At 41.9% G+C, this 18,498-nt stretch carries 21 protein-coding genes; 5 read left to right on the forward strand and 16 right to left on the reverse strand.

The genetic code is table 11. From position 1 onward, the window contains the following. Positions 1 to 186 (forward strand): hypothetical protein (locus AT15_RS10435; protein ID WP_235598544.1); only part of this gene is annotated, 186 nt, incomplete at its 5' end. Between the two features lie 161 nt (positions 187 to 347). Here AT15_RS10435 and AT15_RS08595 read toward each other — a convergent pair. The 16 genes from AT15_RS08595 to AT15_RS08670 all read right to left on the reverse strand — a co-directional run bounded on the left by AT15_RS08595 (position 348) and on the right by AT15_RS08670 (position 14,279). Continuing rightward, positions 348 to 1,277, reverse strand: a complete 930-nt coding sequence (locus AT15_RS08595) for an inorganic phosphate transporter (protein ID WP_068348461.1) — start codon at positions 1,275 to 1,277, stop codon at positions 348 to 350. Between the two features lie 107 nt (positions 1,278 to 1,384). Further along, the gene (locus tag AT15_RS08600; protein ID WP_068348464.1) at positions 1,385 to 1,876 is read right to left on the reverse strand and encodes a ferritin family protein; all 492 of its coding nucleotides are present in this window, start codon (positions 1,874 to 1,876) and stop codon (positions 1,385 to 1,387) included. Position 1,877: 1 nt separating this feature from the next. Beyond that, the gene (locus tag AT15_RS08605) at positions 1,878 to 3,707 is read right to left on the reverse strand and encodes an FAD-dependent oxidoreductase (RefSeq protein WP_068348466.1); all 1,830 of its coding nucleotides are present in this window, start codon (positions 3,705 to 3,707) and stop codon (positions 1,878 to 1,880) included. A gap of 12 nt (positions 3,708 to 3,719) precedes the next feature. Then, a complete protein-coding gene (locus AT15_RS08610) occupies positions 3,720 to 4,829 on the reverse strand; it encodes an NADH-quinone oxidoreductase subunit D (RefSeq protein WP_068348469.1) in 1,110 nt (369 codons plus the stop codon). After that, complete coding sequence (locus AT15_RS08615; protein WP_068348471.1) at positions 4,822 to 5,340, reverse strand: NADH-quinone oxidoreductase subunit C; 519 nt, start codon at positions 5,338 to 5,340, stop codon at positions 4,822 to 4,824. The genes AT15_RS08610 and AT15_RS08615 overlap by 8 nt, the downstream gene beginning before the upstream one ends. Then, positions 5,324 to 5,863 carry a NuoB/complex I 20 kDa subunit family protein gene (locus AT15_RS08620; RefSeq protein ID WP_068348474.1) on the reverse strand — a complete coding sequence of 180 codons (540 nt, stop codon included), beginning with the start codon at positions 5,861 to 5,863 and terminating at the stop codon, positions 5,324 to 5,326. The genes AT15_RS08615 and AT15_RS08620 overlap by 17 nt, the downstream gene beginning before the upstream one ends. A 5-nt stretch (positions 5,864 to 5,868) precedes the next feature. Continuing rightward, entirely contained in the window at positions 5,869 to 6,759 is an 891-nt protein-coding gene (locus tag AT15_RS08625; protein WP_068348477.1) for a respiratory chain complex I subunit 1 family protein, read from the reverse strand. Between the two features lie 5 nt (positions 6,760 to 6,764). After that, positions 6,765 to 8,597, reverse strand: a complete 1,833-nt coding sequence (locus AT15_RS08630) for a proton-conducting transporter transmembrane domain-containing protein (RefSeq protein WP_068348481.1) — start codon at positions 8,595 to 8,597, stop codon at positions 6,765 to 6,767. Further along, positions 8,598 to 10,028, reverse strand: coding sequence for a complex I subunit 5 family protein (locus tag AT15_RS08635; RefSeq protein ID WP_068348484.1), 1,431 nt, complete (start codon positions 10,026 to 10,028; stop codon positions 8,598 to 8,600). It lies immediately after the preceding gene. Continuing rightward, on the reverse strand, positions 10,025 to 10,366 hold the full coding sequence (locus AT15_RS08640; RefSeq protein ID WP_068348487.1) for a sodium:proton antiporter: 342 nt from the start codon (positions 10,364 to 10,366) through the stop codon (positions 10,025 to 10,027). The genes AT15_RS08635 and AT15_RS08640 overlap by 4 nt, the downstream gene beginning before the upstream one ends. Next, entirely contained in the window at positions 10,363 to 11,115 is a 753-nt protein-coding gene (mbhE, locus tag AT15_RS08645; RefSeq protein ID WP_068348490.1) for a hydrogen gas-evolving membrane-bound hydrogenase subunit E, read from the reverse strand. The genes AT15_RS08640 and mbhE overlap by 4 nt, the downstream gene beginning before the upstream one ends. Then, positions 11,112 to 11,354: a hydrogenase subunit MbhD domain-containing protein gene (locus tag AT15_RS08650; RefSeq protein ID WP_068348492.1), complete on the reverse strand. Its 243-nt coding sequence runs from the start codon at positions 11,352 to 11,354 to the stop codon at positions 11,112 to 11,114. Before AT15_RS08650 ends, mbhE begins: the two co-directional genes overlap by 4 nt. Then, the gene (mnhG, locus tag AT15_RS08655; protein WP_068348653.1) at positions 11,351 to 11,680 is read right to left on the reverse strand and encodes a monovalent cation/H(+) antiporter subunit G; all 330 of its coding nucleotides are present in this window, start codon (positions 11,678 to 11,680) and stop codon (positions 11,351 to 11,353) included. The genes AT15_RS08650 and mnhG overlap by 4 nt, the downstream gene beginning before the upstream one ends. A gap of 2 nt (positions 11,681 to 11,682) precedes the next feature. Next, positions 11,683 to 11,937: a monovalent cation/H+ antiporter complex subunit F gene (locus AT15_RS08660; protein ID WP_068348495.1), complete on the reverse strand. Its 255-nt coding sequence runs from the start codon at positions 11,935 to 11,937 to the stop codon at positions 11,683 to 11,685. After that, entirely contained in the window at positions 11,934 to 12,425 is a 492-nt protein-coding gene (locus tag AT15_RS08665; protein WP_068348497.1) for a Na+/H+ antiporter subunit E, read from the reverse strand. Before AT15_RS08665 ends, AT15_RS08660 begins: the two co-directional genes overlap by 4 nt. 501 nt (positions 12,426 to 12,926) lie before the next feature. Continuing rightward, the gene (locus AT15_RS08670; protein ID WP_068348500.1) at positions 12,927 to 14,279 is read right to left on the reverse strand and encodes an 8-oxoguanine deaminase; all 1,353 of its coding nucleotides are present in this window, start codon (positions 14,277 to 14,279) and stop codon (positions 12,927 to 12,929) included. A gap of 504 nt (positions 14,280 to 14,783) precedes the next feature. Here AT15_RS08670 and AT15_RS08675 point away from each other — a divergent pair. The 4 genes from AT15_RS08675 (at position 14,784) to AT15_RS08690 (ending at position 18,488) form a co-directional block, all read left to right on the forward strand. Next, positions 14,784 to 15,395 carry a cysteine hydrolase gene (locus tag AT15_RS08675; protein WP_161484670.1) on the forward strand — a complete coding sequence of 204 codons (612 nt, stop codon included), beginning with the start codon at positions 14,784 to 14,786 and terminating at the stop codon, positions 15,393 to 15,395. Next, on the forward strand, positions 15,374 to 16,207 hold the full coding sequence (locus tag AT15_RS08680) for an NAD(P)/FAD-dependent oxidoreductase (protein WP_068348503.1): 834 nt from the start codon (positions 15,374 to 15,376) through the stop codon (positions 16,205 to 16,207). Before AT15_RS08675 ends, AT15_RS08680 begins: the two co-directional genes overlap by 22 nt. Positions 16,208 to 16,222: 15 nt before the next feature. Then, entirely contained in the window at positions 16,223 to 17,170 is a 948-nt protein-coding gene (locus AT15_RS08685) for a radical SAM family protein (RefSeq protein WP_068348507.1), read from the forward strand. A 124-nt stretch (positions 17,171 to 17,294) separates the two neighbouring features. Beyond that, positions 17,295 to 18,488, forward strand: coding sequence for a YgeY family selenium metabolism-linked hydrolase (locus AT15_RS08690; protein ID WP_068348659.1), 1,194 nt, complete (start codon positions 17,295 to 17,297; stop codon positions 18,486 to 18,488). The last annotated feature ends 10 nt before the right edge of the window (positions 18,489 to 18,498 follow it).

Genomic DNA, 18,498 nt, shown 5'->3' on the forward strand with positions numbered 1-18,498 from the left:
TCGCTCAAGAAGGTCTTTTTTCCGGGGGGTAACGGGTCAATTTTCTATGGCCCTGGGGGGTCAATTTTATTTGACCACATACACCTGAACATAAGCATTTTAGATCTTATGACAGATGATATCACAGTAAAATCAGAAGAAGCAATTAAAAAGGAGTGTTGTGAAATGGTTTTCTTTAATAGTTAATAGTTTGCTTATTTATATTGGTGTTGATAAATATTCCATTTGTGTGTTACAATATAGATGCCATATATACACAAAAAGTAAATATACAGAAATTGCGTTCCTTACCCCCTGTTCAGGACAGCCGGCGTGAATGTCTTTTGCGTCGGTTAGTTTTTGTTTGCTCACCTTATAAACAGACGTGCAATCGAAAAGAGTAATATTGCAAGGATACCTGACACGAGAGGTGTTTCAAGCCAGCCAAGAACTATCCTTTTTATGGTTTTCGCATTTACGTTTACAGAACCTCTTGCAAGTCCCGCGCCAATTACCGCACCCACTATCGCCTGGGAAGTTGAAACCGGCACCCCAATTAAGGCATAAATCCACACAGTGACTGATTCGCCAAATACAGCTATGACAGCTGAAAAGGAGTCAAGAGCCACGATTTCTTTTCCCACGGTAAGCATTACTCTTTTACTGAATGTAAGTACTCCAAAAGCTATACTAATACCACCAATCAGTGCAGCCAATTCTACCGGGATTATGCCTGCGAAAATACCAGTAACGTTTGCAACGTTATTTCCACCCAGAGCATATGAACCATATGCCCCAATTATGATAGCAGCAACTTTTATTGTCAAATCTTGAACACGAAGCGAACGAATCCTGTTGAAATAACGGGCAAAAACTTTGTATCCCAAAAAACCGAAGATAATTCCACCAATCGGAGTTCCAAGCCAGGCAAGTACAACCTTAACCAAAATATGCCATTGAACATTGGCTTTCAAAATCCCTATCCCGAGAATTGAACCGACCATAGCCTGCGAAGATGAAACAGGCAGTCCCAGCCAGGTCATCAGAGTAACAGTTGCTGCAGCAGATAAAGACGCAATAGCTGCAGAAAGAAGTGTTTGTGAACTCAAGCTGCTTATTGTTTCGAGTCCTCTTGGACCATCGATAAGAGCTCCAATTATTATAAAAACGGCAGAAATAATTGTTGCAATCCTGAATTTGACAATTCCGTTAGTTACAGCTGTCCCGAAAACATTTGACGCATCATTTGCTCCTAAGGACCATCCAAAAAAAAGCGCGGGAATAAGAGCTATGAACAATTTGACCACTCCTAAGAGATATAAGAAACAGAATATAGGTATATATTAACACAACTGATGCACAAAAAAAGCGCGCCTTACGGCGCGCCTTGCAATTTCAAAGAAGATTATCCATAAAAACCTAAGTCAAGAGAATGTTTTTCAAAGATTTTTTCCATGAGAGATTTTATCATCTCAGCGTGCCTTTTCTCCCAATCACGCAAAGTTATAAAAAGTGCTTTTGATGACTCATCTTCAACTTTTTCAGCGGCCTTTTCATAATATTCCACAAAGTCTTTTTCAATTAGATATGCCATTCTGAATATTGATAAATCAGCCAAATCGCTTTTGTATGTACTTTCAGAAAGCGCCTGTGACTGTAACCTCTTTTCAAACATTTCGTCGCTATAATCTTGCAGTTGTAAAAGGGGCTTTCCGTCTTTCAGCTCATCAATTAGAGATTGGATATACTTCACATGTGATGCTTCCATGTTCATCAAGTATTTGAAAATTTCCTTTGCGAGCTTTTGATTTACTTTTTCCATGTTCATTCTGTAAAAATCCTGACCGGACTTTTCAAAATTGAGCGCAACTTCTAAGATTTTACGAATTTTTTCCATTCTACCCCTCCTCGCGAGTGAGGAATTCATCAATCCCAACAGCTGCTTTGTGGCCATCTGCCACACCGTGAATTATATCAGGCCCATTTACGATATCTCCGCCTGCGAAGAGCCAGGGAATTGATGTCTGGCCTTTCTCGTTTACCATTAGCCTTCCCCTGACAAACTCGAGCTTTTCCCTCAATTCATTTGGCAAATAAGAATAATCGGGAGCTTGCCCTATGGCTTCTACAATCATTTCGCCATCAATAGTCATAACATCGGATTCATCGAATTCAGGGCTGAAACGTCCATCGTCATCAAAGACTCTCGTACAGGCAATGGTTTTTAATCCCTTTATTTTTTCATTTTCTATTATGACTTCTTTTGGGCCTCTTGATGGGAAAAATTGTATACCTTCTTCTCTTCCCTCAACAATTTCTTCAAGATCAGCAGGGAGCTCTTCCATGGATTCAAGAGAAGTCACTTTGACATTAACTTTTTTGCCTTCCATGCGCTGAAGCCTTGCTATGCTTCTTGCCACATCCATTGCAACATTTCCGCCGCCAATTACTATCAGACTATCAGGTACCGGTGGCTTTTCGGAATTCTCTGGGTCACGTAAATAATCACGGATTTTTTCAAGGAGTGGAAGAGCCATAAGCACATCTTCGTGATCCGTACCCGGAACTTTTGTCGACCTGCCAAGCATAAACCCAGTCCCAAGAAAAACAGCGTCATACTTATTCTTGAGTTCGGTAAGAGTTATATCCTTACCAACGGTTGTATTACATTTGATTTCAACTCCAAGAGCTTTAATAACGTCAATGTCTTTGTCAAGAGCTTCATCGGGGAGTCTGTAACGGGGAATACCATATCTCATGACACCACCGGGCAATTCCTTTGCTTCAAATATTGTTACTTTATAACCCATAAGCGAGAGATAATAGGAAGCAGAAAGACCAGAGGGTCCTGCACCGATGATTGCAATTTTGCCTTTGCCCTTTTTAGAAATATTTTCTTTGGAATGCTTAATAATATCTTCTACGCTTTCCTGATCCATAATGTACCGTTTGAGCCATCTGATGGCCACTGGTTCGCCCCTGTTGCCAATGGAACAGGCTGTCTCACATTTATGGGTGCATACGCGTCCGCATACTCCAGGTAAAGGGTTGGTTTTGTATATCCACTCTACACCTTCTGAAGTATCATTTTTAAAGACACTCTCAATGTATCTCGGGATATCCATGTTTGCAGGGCACACATCCACGCACAGTTCACAGTCCACACAGCGTGAGGCTTCGGCAATTGCCTGTTCCCTTGAATAGCCTTTCACATACTCAATAAAAGAGTCAACCCTCTCATCTGCCGGGAGCTCTTCCATCTCAACACGTTCGAGATCAAGTAGTTCAGAAGCTTCATCACGTTGATACCCCAGAGGAACTTCCTGATGATGAATTCCTGTTTCATCTGGCAAGAAAAAGAAGGTGTTGGCATCATCAGAAATATGTATATATTCCCTTGTCATATTTAAAGAGCCTGTTGTACAGATATCAACACACATGGCGCAGAAGGAACATCTTCCATAGTCAATGGCAGGCCTTTGGGCTTTTTTTCCAGATTCCACTTCGATATCAACAGGCACCATCTTTATTGCATCGGTTGGACAGACCTTTGAACAGGTAGAACATCCGGAACAAAGCTCCCAATCATTCACATGAAAGCCTCTATACCTTTCTGAAGCTTCTCTATAAACCCTGGGCACCTGTATGGTAACGGGTTTTGTGAAAAGCCTCTTCCAGGCTATTGTAGGTCCCCAAAATGACTTTTTGAATGTTTCATATACGCTCATGATACCGCCTCCTCACCTGTCGATTTCCGGCGAACAGAAGTCCATAGTACCCAGCCAGAGCGCCACATCTTCAAGCCTTGTTCCCGGAAGTTTGCTTTCAACACCATAAAGCCCCTGAGGGTAAGAAGCGCCGCGCACATGGATTCGATATGGCATCTCTCCGCCATCTGAAACAACGAAGTAACCATATTCACCTCTTGATGATTCAACATGGCAATAAATACTTCCTGCCGGAACGCGCAATCTCAAAGCGCTACCTCGCGTGAACTTGATATTTACGGGACCTTCTTTTGGCATCATGTCAATACATTGCCTAATAATATTGATACTCTGCTGGACTTCAAGGTATTTAAGCGTGAATCTCGCGTACGCATCACCTTCAGTTGCAGTAGGCACTGAGAATTCGACTTTATCATATCTGGCATAGGGATCTATCTTCCTTATATCGTACGGAAGACCTGTTGCCCTCAAACCAACGCCGGTAACTCCCATTTCAAGGGCTTCTTCTTTCGTCAATTTTGCGATTCCTTTTGTTCTTGTTCTTATCACTCTGTGTTTAAGGAGAAGATTTTCGTATTCAGGCTTTCTACTTTCGAGATAATCGAGGACTGCGAGTATTTCCTTTTCAATACCCCCGGGAAGATCTTTTCTTACTCCTCCGGGAATTATGTACATGTGATATATTCTTGCGCCGGTGATCTTTTCAAATATATCCAAAATTCTGTCCCTATCAGGCATTGTCCAGTAAGGCATAGTATAAAGACCGGTTGCTCCTCCTATACCTCCCATGGCCATCAGGTGTGAAGCGATTCTGGCAAGTTCGAGAATTATCATCCTTATCCAGTGAGCCCTTTCGGGGATCTCAGTTTTGGTTAAAGATTCAATAGCCATTGCAAATACCATCTCGTTGATATCGGGCTCAGGAACACATATTCGGGGAATCAACGCAAGGTTTTGGAACCACAGGCGCTTTTCCATGAGCTTTTCAAAGCCTCTATGCAAAAATCCAGGAACCAATCTGGCTTTTACCACTGTGTCACCTTCAACATACAGGTGAACGCTTGAATTTCCGTGCATTCCTGGATGATTGGGACCCAGAAATAGTTTTACTTCTTTACTCATTACTCTCACTTCCTTCTAACAGAAAATCAACATCATAAGCTCTGTCGGGGAAATGCTCCTTCGAATATTTAGCAGAATCAAAATCTTTTCTCATTGGGGGTATTTCTTCCCATTTTTCAAGGATCAGGGGTCTAAGGTCAGGATTGCCTTCGAATTTGACACCGAAGAATTCATGAATATCCCTCTCGTAATATTTCGCCGTAGGCCAAATTTCCATAACCGTTGGCAAAATGGGGTTATCTCGATCAACACGGGTCTTTACCATGAGAGTGGTTCCGGTTTCCCAGTTGAACAGTGTGTACACAATTTCGAATTCTTTTTCGGCAATCCAGTCAATGCATGTTATCAGAGACATATGGGAGAATCCTTTCCTTTTTAGCGTTTCAAGGAAAGACACCGCCTTTTCTTTTGGAATAATTACCGAATACTTCCTCTCGTCGATATCAGTGAACTCAATATTTTTAAAGATTGCCTTTATTTCATTGAATATCTTCTTATTCATGGAATTCATCGTGGATGTACACCTCCCCAAGAGCATCAAGCTGATTTTTCTTGTACCATTCATAGTTCTCCTGGTATCTTTTCCATCCATCAGCTTCGCCTTTGTCAATCTTCTCCATGAGTTTTTTGAATCCTGTAACTATTGCTTCGGGTCTGGGCATACAACCCGCGAGATACAGGTCGACCGGGATATAAAGATCCAATTTATTGATAGTCGCGTATGAGTCGTAGTAAATACCGCCGTTCAGGGTGCATGAACCAAAGCCCACTATATACTTTGGTGCTTGCATTTGCTCGTATGTATAAACAACCCTTCTCAGTGTTTTGGTGCTCAAATAACCTGTTATCAGAAGGATATCCGCTTGCCTGGGTGTAGCCATCGGGCCGATTCCAAAGCGCTCCATATCGAATCTTGATGTCATAGTCGGTGGAAGCTCAATAGCACCACAGCCAGTACAGTAATAAAGCATCCATAGTGATCTGGCTCTAAGCATATTGGCGACTTTTTCCCAGGCTGATTGCTGTTTCGTCATTCAATTCACCTCCCTGCTGACACGATAACGATTATTGTTTGGACAAAAGACAATATCAATGGCCATTTCCAGTAAAATTTCACGGCTTGTTCAACTCTAAAACGAGGCATTATTGACGAAATGATAACGGCAAGGAAGAACACGGCAAAAAACTTCACCAAAAATTCCCAGATGGTTCTTCCACCTCCAAGAAAGAGATTTACAAATAAGCCGATTTCAATAAACACGGCAAATGAGTGCTGAATTAAAAGCATGCCGAGGTATTTTCCGCTGTATTCAACTAAAGGGCCGGAAGCTATTTCAGCAGGCGCTATGAACACGTCGAAAGGCTTCTTTCCCAACATACCCAGCAATGAAATGAAAGCAACCACTGCCCCAAGCGGCATTAACCAGGCATTGTATTGCCCGGATTCTATTTGAATATTCACAAGGTCGGATAAGGATGAATTCTTGTACTGGAAAAACACACCCACAAGCACAATCATAAAGGGCAATTCATAACCAAGCATCTGGGTTAACGCACGGCCAATACCTATACCAGCATTGGGATTACCGGATCCGACCGAAGACATTGCCATGCCAAGCAACCCGATTGCTAGCAGATAGATAACCACGAAAACGTTATCCAGACCAGGAAAAACAACCAAATTGCCTGCCGGGATAAACAGGACAGTTGCAATAGTTCCACCAAAGGCCATCAAAACTCCGAAATCAAAGATAAATCCATGTGAAATCGAATGCTTTGTAAGAGCTTTGAAAATATCGATAAAGTTCTGCCAGAAGGGAGGACCATACCTTCTTTGAATACGTGCGGTTATTTTCCTTGCAATCCCTTCGAGAGTAACTGTATAGAAAAATGCCAATATGAGTAATGCTGCACCTTTAAGTATAGACATTCACATCACCTCAACCACCAGAAGGCTATGAGCAAAGTTAAAAGGCTGACTGCGATATATCCTTGCGGATACTTTGGATAAAATAATGTTCTTAACAACGCTCCAAGCTCCTTTATTTTGTATGACAGCGAGGTAAGCCAATTCTCCATTGAGGGCCATTCTTGAAACATCCTGTCAAAAGATCTATACATCCTGTAAACAAAGTGATACAGCTCAGCGGTGTATATGTATTCACCACCTGTATATGTGTCCATCAAATCAACCTGCTTTGCTTTCTTGCCTAAAATGAAGACTATGAAAGCAATGATAAAGCCCACAAAGAAAACGGTTGTAACCAATACTGAATCCCACTGACCAGTCAAAGCGAAAATCTTTGAGAAGGTCAGCTGTATTTCTTTACCACCTGTGTAACTTATTAACCTGTTTATATAAGCAATGGCATTACTCGGCAATACGCCCCAGAATATGGTGAGCAAGGTCAAAATACCCATAGGCAGAAGCATTATAAAAGGTGCTTCTTTTACATTTTTGTGCTCGGGCTTCAATTGCCCAAGGAATACGCCGGTGAGGGGTTTGAACACATACATAAAAGAGCCTATGCTACCAAAGAACGCGGCAAAAGCTAGAAATGGAAGACCATCTTTGACTAATTGCTGGTATATGAGCCATTTTGAAGCGAATCCGCTCATGGGTGGTATACCAGCAAGAGAAATTATAGCGACAAGATACGTGGCAAAAGAAACCGGCATTCTTGTTATAAGTCCACCCAGCTCATGCATCTTGGTAGTTCCCGTTCTATAAGCAACTGCTGCCATGGACATAAATATAGCCGCAGAAGCAAGAGCATGGTTGAGAACGTGCATCAAGCCACCAATAGTTCCATAGGTTCCGCCAAGAGCAAGGGCCAGGACAATATATCCAGCATTGCTCACACTTGAAAATGCGATCAACTCTTTTACTTCTTCCATGCGTATTGCCATGACTGTCCCGACAATTATTGCAATACCGCCTAACCAGGCCAGCAAATAATTTACAATTGAAACGCCGGCTATGGAAGGAAGCCAGCTAAAAATACTGCTTGAAGGAATAACCGCAACAATTATGAACAAAAGATATGCAGCTATTTTCGAAAGCGCGCTGGACAGTATTGGGAATTCGTCAGGAGAAGTGGAATATGAGCCTCTAACCCATATATGTAAGGGGAAAGATCCCAATTTGGCAAGAACCATCACGCCAAAAAGAGCAAAAATAAGAATTTTGGTGTTATTGGGCGCGATTTCGAGTTTGCTGGCCACTTCGAGATAATTTACAGTTCCAAAGCTCTTCAAAATGTAGAACAGGGCAAAAATCATAGCGTAAGTTCCGATCGCGCTAATTGAAACATATTTCAGTACTTCTTCAAAAGACTTCTCGCGATCTATTGCTATGAAAACCAGCGATGACCATGTTGTGATTTCCCAAAATACGATTAATGTCAGGAAATCCATAGAAAGGGTAGCTCCAATGGCTCCTGAAGCCATTAAACTTAAAAGAAGAACTTTGACGGGAGTCTTGTTGTTCATTGAGATAAGGAAAACTGATGTCATTGAGATGATTAGCATTATAATGGATGCAAAATACCAATTAATGGGGGTAAAGCCAAAATTGAACTTTAAACCTTCCATGATTTCAAAAACGCTTGTTGTGTATGCGCTTTCCTTTTGAAAAAAGATGTATGCAAACAAGGATATCTGTATCAATGCGAACAATACATATGCAGTTTTTTTGCTAAATCTTGCCAGAAAATACAAGACAGGAGCAGCTACAAGGCTTAAAAGTATCATCAAGCTGAGATCCATTTACATCCCCCCCATCAAGTTCTTGCTGAGCTGGATTGTTAAATCACCAATTCTGTTAAAGAAATCAAGATTTGCTTCCGGCATTATGCCAAAGGCTATAACAACCAGCACAGCTAATAGACCAGCCAATGCAAGTCCAAAGGGAACTGAGTACTTCTTCTCGCTGAGCTTTGCATTTGGCCTTATAAGATTGAAAATCCATCTGAAGTAATAAGTAACTTCTATTGCCGTTGCAATTAAAATCACCACAGGGATCCATAAGGATTTATCCATGGTTGCCGATATGACATACAGTTTGGAACGGAAGCCAAAGAATAAAGGCATGCCAGCTATTGTTAGCGCACCGGTACCAAACAAAAATGCCAATAGTGGCGATTTACGCGCAACACCAGCAACATCTTCCAGCTTATCGCTTCCTGCTGTCAAAGCAATTTGGGCAGCCACCGAGAATAGCAACAGTTTTCCAAACCCGTTGTTCAAAAGAAGCATAGAAGCGCCTATATAAGCCTTTGAACTCCCGATAGCGATCATCATTAGGATAATGCCCGCCTGCGCTATGCTCGAATATGCGAGCATTTTTTTCATCCTCTTTTGACTGAAAGCAAGAATTTCTCCAATGACAGCTGTTGTGATGCCCAGGATTATGATTAGCTCATTTAGCTTTCCGGAATTAACCACAAAGGCTATTACCCGTATAAACGCCGAAACCATTGCTATTGGGAATACAGAGGCAAGGATTGTTGATCCTCTCCCTGAGGCGTTTGCGTACACATCTGGAGCCCAACCATTGAAAGGAAATAGCTTGGTCTCAACGCCCAGCCCCACTATCATTAGCAGACCGGCTACGAGTAACACATCGGGATTTAGTGATGTCACCTTTGCCGCGGCATCAGCCATATTCAATGTTCCTGCCGAGGCGTAAATGACTATCACACCAAGAAGATAGAAAGACGAAGCAATAGAACCCAGTATTAGATATTTAAACGCGGCAAACTTGCTCTCTGCTTCCTTTCCTGATGCAGCGATTATATAGGCTGCGATAGCTGAAATTTCAAGGAATACAAAGAGATTGAAAAGGTCTCCCGTGAGAAGAATTCCATTTATCGCTGCCAGTGAAAGCATAAAAGCGACAGACATCTTTTCGCCTTTCTTCAGCACTTCAGATGACGTTGCAACTAGCGCAAGCAAAAAGATTATATTTACGGCCAACAAGAATAATCGGATCATATCGCTGACAACAAGGTTGATACCGTATGGGGGAATCCAACCTCCGATAATATAACTTTCAACACCATTACCATTGAAAATGAGAAAACTGAATATCACGTTTGACAAAGCAGAAATCCAGAGCAAGGCTTTTGAAAATTTCCCGGTAAATATGCCGAGAAATGCAAGGCCAAGCGGTAAAGCAATCAACCATATGGGGTTCATCCGTTATCCCCCCTTATTTCGTCTAATTCTATTGTCCCGTAGGAATCCATTACTTTTAATACCAGAGAAAGAGCCAGCGCAGTTACCCCAACACCTATAACGATGGCTGTTAACACAAGCGCTTGGGGAAGAGGGTCAACAAAATTCATCGTGCTCTTGTTTACAACGGGCGAAAGTATAGGAGCATTTCCTTCTGCAACATAACCTATCGAAACGATAAAAATGTTGACACCGAGTTCCGCAATATTAAGTGATACTACAAGTTTAACGAGATTTTTCTGTGATAACAGCCCATAGATTCCAATAGCTATGAGCATTATTGAAAAGTATTGAATCATTTTTCCCCCTCCTCTGCAAAGAAATCATCGAGGAGTCCTGAGAGTTCCGCTCCTACTTTCAAACCAATTATTGAATAGACTATAGGGACGATTCCGGCGCTTAAAAGATTGCCTATGGTTCCCGTAGGTAGAAAATTTTGAAGGAAAGAACCAGTAACGAGCAAACCTACAACGCCTATCACTACATATAATAATCCCATTGAGCCTTCAAGAACTTTTAGCAGTTTTGATGTACGCATCTTGTCATCCACAATGAGCATCAACAAGGCGCTTGCGGCAATTATCGTACCGCCGGGGAATCCACCTCCAGGCGTGAGGTGACCATGAATAAAAACATATGCCCCGAAAACTATCAAAAGAGTGGCTATAATCCTTGCGGCTATTTTTACGATCGGGTTGATAGAAATGGTGAGCTTTTTTCGCTTACCTCCTCCGATGAGAATTGCTACGCCCGTCGCCGATAGGAAAAGAACTGTTACTTCGCCAAGTGTGTCAAAAGAGCGGTAATTAACAACCACAGAAGTTACCATATTTGCCGAACCGCTTTCAGCATCTTTCGTTTCACCATAAACGACTTCTTCTGAGTTATCGCTAACGGATTTAGAAATGTATTTGTTAGATACGCGTTCTGATAGATTCACTTCGCCAAATTTTGGAATGCCCATTAGCTCATTGGAATCCGAATTTAGAATGCTGACAAACATAAAAAAGAACAGAAGGGCAATTAGAGCGGCAACCGCTTTTTTCATTCGGATTCCCCCCTTCCCAGGCGCTTCAGGGTAAGCAAAAATATTGCCGTCGTCAACCCCGCGCCAACTGCCGCTTCAGTAATAGCAACATCCGGAGCTTTCAATAAAACAAAAGAAACAACGGCAAGGAGACTTGCCAGCGAAAGCATAACCACAGAAGTTATCAATTTTTTAGCTTCAATTGCCACAAGTGAACTGACAACAAGCACAGCGCCAATTATAAAAGAAATCACACTCACCTTTCAGCACCTCCCTCATCCGGAAGGTATTCCCCTGTATCAGTTCTCGGGTCAGGCTTTACACCGGATTTAAGAGAAGCCCTCGCTAGAGCTGAGCTCCCTACCGGATTGGTAATGGCTATGAATGTTACAATGACAATTGTTTTTAAGAGCCACTCTGGGTGAACGAAGCCTACTCCCAGTATCAAAGAAAAAGAGCCTAAGGTTGTTGCTTTTGTTCCAGCCTGGAGCCTGTTGTATACATCAGGCATTCTAAGCACCCCAAGCCCGCCGAGGAGGTAGAAAAGCGAACCAATTGTTATGAGCGTGTAACCAATTATCTCCATAATCATTTTTTCCCCTCCAAATACCGCGCCACAACCACCGTTTCGAGGAAAGAAAGAGCAGCATAAACAAGTGCTATATCAAGGAAAAGAGAATTATCCTCGATAAGCGCGAAGAGTACAATAACCCCGGTGATTATGACATTCATGATGTCAAGCGCTGCCACCCGATCAGACAGTGTAGGGCCGCGCAGTATCCGTAACAGTGCGAGCAATGCGCCAAGAATTATCAAAGAGAGAAAAACTACAAGGGCGGTCATTCAAAAATCCCTCCAATCCTTCTCTCAAAACTGCCTACTATAGCCTTCTTAATCTCTTCCGGGTTATCTGATTTTTTGTCTATCCAGTGAACATAAATCCCTTCTTTGTCCAGATCAAGACTGAGCGTTCCCGGAGTCAACGTTATCGAATTTGCAAGGGTCAGTTTCGAGATTTCTCCTTTCAACTTCACCGGTACTTTAACAATGGCAGGGTTTATTGGCAGTGAGGGGTTGAGAACACGTCTGGCTACATCAAGATTAGCTTTTACCATTGCTACGATAAATACCGGCAGGTACCCGAAAACAAATTTCAGAGCTCTTATGGGGAAATCAATGCCTATGTTGAGCTTTGAATATCGCGCGGTAACAATCGCGACAATCAAGGCAACCACAACTCCCATCACGAGTTCTGAAAAAGCTACACTTATAGTGAAACCTATCCACAGTAAATAAGTCAGCACAAATACAGAAAGAAATTTCAGGGTCATAACATACCCCCTTCTTGTGAATTTGTGAAATAATTAACTTGGAACATAGTTATTATACCATAACCCTGTATGGGTATCATGATTCTGTGTTAAATTAGTGATAACCGTAGACCAATTTTTTCACAAACTCTGAAGACTTTTTAAAATAATTGCTCAAATAACATTAGCAGATATTTTTAGGAAATTTTAGTCAAATAACTTTAGGCGGCATCTCGAATCTATCATCAGGAGGCAAATTAGTGATAATGGTTGTGGGTTGTTGGTTGTGGGTTGTTGGTTGTGGGTTGTTGGTTGTGGGTTGTACGTAAAGCGCTAACAATCGAGAGCGGAAGGGCGAGAACCGAGACGAAGAGACCGAGAGCCGAGAGTCCGACGACGTCCCGCAACCTACAACGATTATGCCATTGTACAGCCTCCCACAACCTACAACCTACAACAAATATAGATTATATCTGTTTTTCAAGTAAGCGCTGCTTCACAAATTACCAGCTTTGGCAAACATCAATACCCAATAAGTTTTTTAGAAATCTGGTTTTGTCGTGTGATAAGCTCGTTCAGCTCATCATCTAAAATCTGTCCATCTTTTATTCTTACTGCGCCATTTACCATTACAAAATCAGCTTTTCCTGCATCGCACATGATTATCGCAGCGGCCGGGTCTGCAAGCCCTCCGGCAAGCGAAAGCTGGTTGAGGTCAAAGCCTATGATATCTGCTGCTTTACCTACTTCTATTGAACCGATATAATTGTCCATCCTCAGAACTTTTGCGCCTCCCATTGTTGCCATGTAGAGCACATCTCTTGGAGTTAGCGCATCTGCGCCTTTAACTACGCGCTGGAGCATCATGGCATTTCTTGCTTCAAGCAACATATTTCCTGAATCATTTGAAGCGCTTCCGTCAACAGCTAACCCTATCCTTATGCCCGTTTCTTTCATTTCTTTTACAGGTGCAATGCCTGAGCCAAGCCTCATATTCGAAGTGGGGCAATGAGCCATACCGCAATCGTTATCAGCGAGCTTCCTTATATCCTCGTCAGATAGCCAAACGAGATGGGCAAACCACGTACGCGGATTAAGCCAGCCTATTTTTTCCATATAGTCCACCGGCCTGAGCCCGACCTTTTCAAGACAGTACTCTTCTTCATCTTTGGTTTCGGCAAGATGCGTATGCAATAGGACATCGTATTTCTCAGCTAATTCAAGTGTCTTTATCATAGACTGTTCAGTAACTGAAAAGGGAGAACATGGAGCTAAGGCAATGCGTGTCATAGCATATTTTTCAGGATCGTGGTATTTTTCAATTAGCCTGATTGAGTCTTCGAGAATTTCTTCTTCTGTCTGCACAACTGAATCGGGTGGCAACCCACCGTCTTTTTTAGAAAGAGACATTGAACCCCGTGTCGGGTGAAACCTGATGCCACATCTCTTCGCAGCTTCTATTTCAGAATCAATGAATTCTTTCATTCCCTTTGGATGAAGGTAAAGCATGTCTGTTGTAGTAGTAGTTCCTGTGTTCATCATTTCGTAAATGCCTATCGCAGCGCTAACATAAACCGCTTCATTGTCTATATTTTTCCAGAGTTCGTAGAGATATACGAGCCAGTCAAAAAGCTTTGCTGAAGAGACTGCTGGAACATTTCTAAACAGGGACTGGTAAAGATGGTGATGTGTATTCACAAAGCCTGGTAGAACGACTTTGCCTGCCATATTTATCTGCCAATCTGCCCCAGGCGCGTCACCTGTACCGATTTCTTTTATCACATTGCCTTCAATGAGAATATAAGCATTGGTCAATTCTTGCATCTGATCGTTCATTGTCATTAGTTTATCAATGTTTTTCAGAACAATAGTCATTCTTCCACCTCCAATATGATTTTAACATTTATTTGTGATTGTGAGCGAGACAGAATGACTGAAAAAGCGGGAGCCGAGAGACTAGAGAACGAGAAGAAAATATGCTCGGTTCTTTGTGGGTTATTGGTTGTAGGTTGTTGGTTGTACGTAAATCGCTGGCAATCGAGAACCGAGAGGCCGTGAACAGAGAAAACAAGTGCCAAGTTACGAGTTGCCAGAGAATAAATGAAAACAGTTATGCTGGGTTTCGCCCAGGCTGTGCGCAACCAAGTCGCACACAACCGACAACCAACAACCGATAACAATTGTGCCGTTGTATAGCTGCCTTCTCGGCTTGTACAGACACGCACAACCTACAAAAATATAGACTTCATATGTTTTTCAAGTAAGCATCGCTCCGCCAATTGTCATACCGTCAACAGTAATTCTACCAATTGACATTTTAAAACTTACTTTTCACACGATATTTGATTTGCTTGTATAATCATGTTGAGGTGGACCACGATGACAGAAGGAATTTTTGAATCGCCGGAAAAAATACTTGCTTTTTATAAGGAAAGGCATCCATTGATTGGCGGAAATAACCCCGCTTTGCTTGTGATTGATGCCCAGAGATATTTCTTTGACAGTAGTTCCAAAGCCTTCATTAAAGATTCATTAATAATACTGCCCAGAATAAAGGCACTTATTGAGTTCTTTCACGAAAATAATCTACTTGTCTTCTTTACCCGGCATATCGATATCCCCAAGAGTCCGATGCATAAGTGGTGGGGCAACCTTATGAAAGAAGATGATCCACTTACAGAATTGATTATTGAGGGCAAACATGTAATAAAAAAGAACAGTTACGACGCTTTTTATGAAACAGAGCTGGAAGAAAAATTGTGGGAGTTTAAAGTTGATCAGCTTTATATCTGCGGTGTGCAGACGCATTTATGCGTTAGCAGTACCGTGCGCTCCGCCTTTATAAGGGGATTTGGGCCGGTTGTAGTTATGGATGCAACAGCATCTAAATACTATCAGCTGCACATTTCTTCACTCATGTCTCTGGCACATGGGTTTGCAATTCTCGCAAGCGTTGAAGAGGTCAAAAGATGTTTGTCGATGTTGCGATAATCGGAGCAGGTCCTGCCGGAATAGCCTGTGCTATCCAGCTCAAGCATCAGGGGATTGAATTTGTGCTGCTGGAATCGGGGAAAATTGGTGGAATGGTTATAAATGCAAATTTTGTGGAAAACATGCCGCTTTTGCCTCCATTAAGCGGTAAAGAAGTTGTGAAGTTACTTATCGAGAAACTGAAATATTATGATATAGAAGTGATAAACACTCTTGTAACCTCTATCAGTAAAAAAGAAAATATTTTCAACATAGGGTACTCTTCTGGAAGTTTGTGTTCAAAGTATGTCGTTATTGCGACGGGAACCAAACCCAAACGCGTAAAGAGCTTCGAAGTCTCTTCAAAGGTTGTGTATGAGCCTTTAAAACTCTTTGGAGTTTCAGGAAAGGGAATAGCTATTGCTGGTTCAGGTGAAGCAGCGTTTGACGCGGCAATGAGTCTGTCCAAATCAAATAGGATAACCTTGTTTGCCAAACATAGCACATTTAATATCTCCCCCCGATTACTCGACATGGTGGAAAAAAGCGAGAATATAGTTGTCATGCGAAACAACCCCATCGAAAAAGTGTATGAAAAAGAGGATAAACTGTTTATTAAAACCCATTTTTTTGCTGGTTTCTATGACAACCTTCTTATAAGCATTGGCAGAGAAGCAAACAGGGAATTACTAAGTACTGAACTGTTAAGCGATAAAAGGGTCTATCTGGCGGGAGATGTAAGACGCGGAAAACTCGGACAGATGTCGATAGCCATTGGTGATGGCATTGAAGTAGCTCAAGAGATAGTCGCTGATTTAAGAAAAAATAGATAGAAGGAGGCCTCAAACATGCAGATTCTTGAAAAGTACGGGAGAGATGATATCGCATGGGTTTTCCTTGGAAAGACCTCTAAAGGGAATACGGTAGAGTTTGTTGAATCGGTACAACCACCAATTCCGAGAGAAGATAAGGAAGTTATCATTATCTCCACGCTCGTCGGTTGCCCGGCGGGATGTTTCATGTGTGATGCCGGAGGGTTTTATGAAGGAAAATTATCCGCAGGCGAAATGCTGGAACAAATCGATTATATTGTATGCAAGAGGTTTGGGGATTTCAAAGTTCCTTCAAAGAAGTTCAAAATCCAGTTTGCGAGAATGGGCGAGCCTGCATTGAACGATGAAGTTCTTGAAGTGTTGAAGGAGCTTCCTAGAAGATATATTGCGCCCGGACTACTTCCATCTATTTCTACAATCGCGCCTGTTGCGAGAGAAGCATTTTTTGAAAGCCTCATTGAGATCAAAAATGAATATTATGCATCAGGTCGATTCCAGCTCCAATTTTCTATACACTCTACGGATTATCGGCAACGTGACGCTATAATCCCGGTCAAAAAGTGGAACTTCAAAGATATAGCGGAATATGGTAAAAGATTTTACAAAGAGGGTGACAGGAAAATCACGCTGAATTTTGCTCTTGGAAAAGAGAACATAATTGAAGCAGAAAAAATCAGAGAATTTTTCGACCCTGATATATTCCTGATTAAAATCACTCCAGTAAATCCTACATATCGGGCAATCGAAAACAATATTGAATCAGCTGTTGATTCAGGGAAAAAAGCTCTCCCTTACCACCCGGGTTTGCTTGAAAAATTTGAAGAGTTTGGCTATCAAGTGATTTTGAGCATTGGGGAATTGGAAGAAAACAAGATAGGCAGCAACTGCGGTCAATTTGTTCAAAGACACTTGAACAGCAAGTTGAAAATTTCGGAGGCATATAAATATGAATCTATAAGATAATTAAAGATTGGCAGCAATTAGAAGGCACAGAGCATATTTACCGCTTACTTGGAAATTTTGCCATTTTTCGCTAAAAAAGTATAATTTAATAAATTATAGCTTATCAAAAGAAAGGAATGATCTCATGAACAAAGAAATTTTGAAGGCTGCTGAAAAATATAGGGACAAGCTCACGGAGTTTATGAGAGATCTTGTGAGGACAAAGAGCTATTCAGCAGGTGAAAGAGAAGTGGTTCAAAGAATCAAGCATGAAATGGAAAAAGTGGGATTTGATGAGATTATTATCGATGGTATGGGAAATATCCTGGGCAGGATTGGGAGTGGTAAGAAGATTATAGCCATGGATGCCCATATCGATACTGTTGAAGTGGGAAATCCTGATCTCTGGGAGGTTGATCCCTTTGAAGCTGTTGTTAAAGATGGAGTGATCTATGGACGGGGAGCAAGCGATCAGAAAGCAGGCATGGCTTCAATGGTTTATGGTGTAAAGGTTATGAAGGAACTCGGACTGCTGGGCGATTTTACTCTTTACGTTACTGGCACGGTAATGGAAGAAGACTGCGATGGTCTTTGTTGGCAGTACATAATAAATGAGGAAGGAATCAAACCCGATTATGTAGTCATCACTGAACCTACAAACCTAAACATTTATAGAGGGCATAGAGGAAGGATAGAGCTCCAAATAAAAACAACCGGTTTGTCCTGCCATGCTTCTGCACCAGAACGCGGCGAGAATGCGGTTTACAAAATGAGCAGAATCATTCAGGAAATAGAAAAGCTGAATTATAGGCTCAGGGACGATTCTTTTCTCGGTAAGGGGACAGTCGCTGTAACCCAGATATTTTTCAAGTCACCCTCACACAATGCTGTTCCCGACGAGTGCACGATTCAACTTGATAGAAGGTTGACAAAGGGTGAAACCCGTGAAGTGGTTATTTCTGAATTGGAAGATGCCATAAAACGTGCTGGTGAAGAAGCGGAAATTATCGAGCTTGAATACAGAAGGGCTTCCTACACTGGTCTGGAATACCCCACTAAAAAGTATTTCCCAACATGGGTAATGGATGAGGACCATGAAATCGTCCAAAAAACGGTCAAGGCTTACAAAGAGGTATTCGGAGAAGCCCCCGTAGTTGATAAATGGATTTTTTCAACCAATGGTGTTGCCACAGCCGGGATGTACAAGATACCAACAATAGGCTTCGGCCCTGGAAATGAAATTCACGCTCACAGTCCCAGCGATCAGGTCTCTATCGAACATCTTGTCAAAGCCGCTGCTATGTACGCTTATCTTCCAATGAAATTATCTCAGGATTAATATAAGGAGG

Source organism: Kosmotoga arenicorallina S304 (assembly GCF_001636545.1).
In the GTDB taxonomy this organism is placed as follows: Bacteria; Thermotogota; Thermotogae; order Petrotogales; family Kosmotogaceae; genus Kosmotoga_B; species Kosmotoga_B arenicorallina.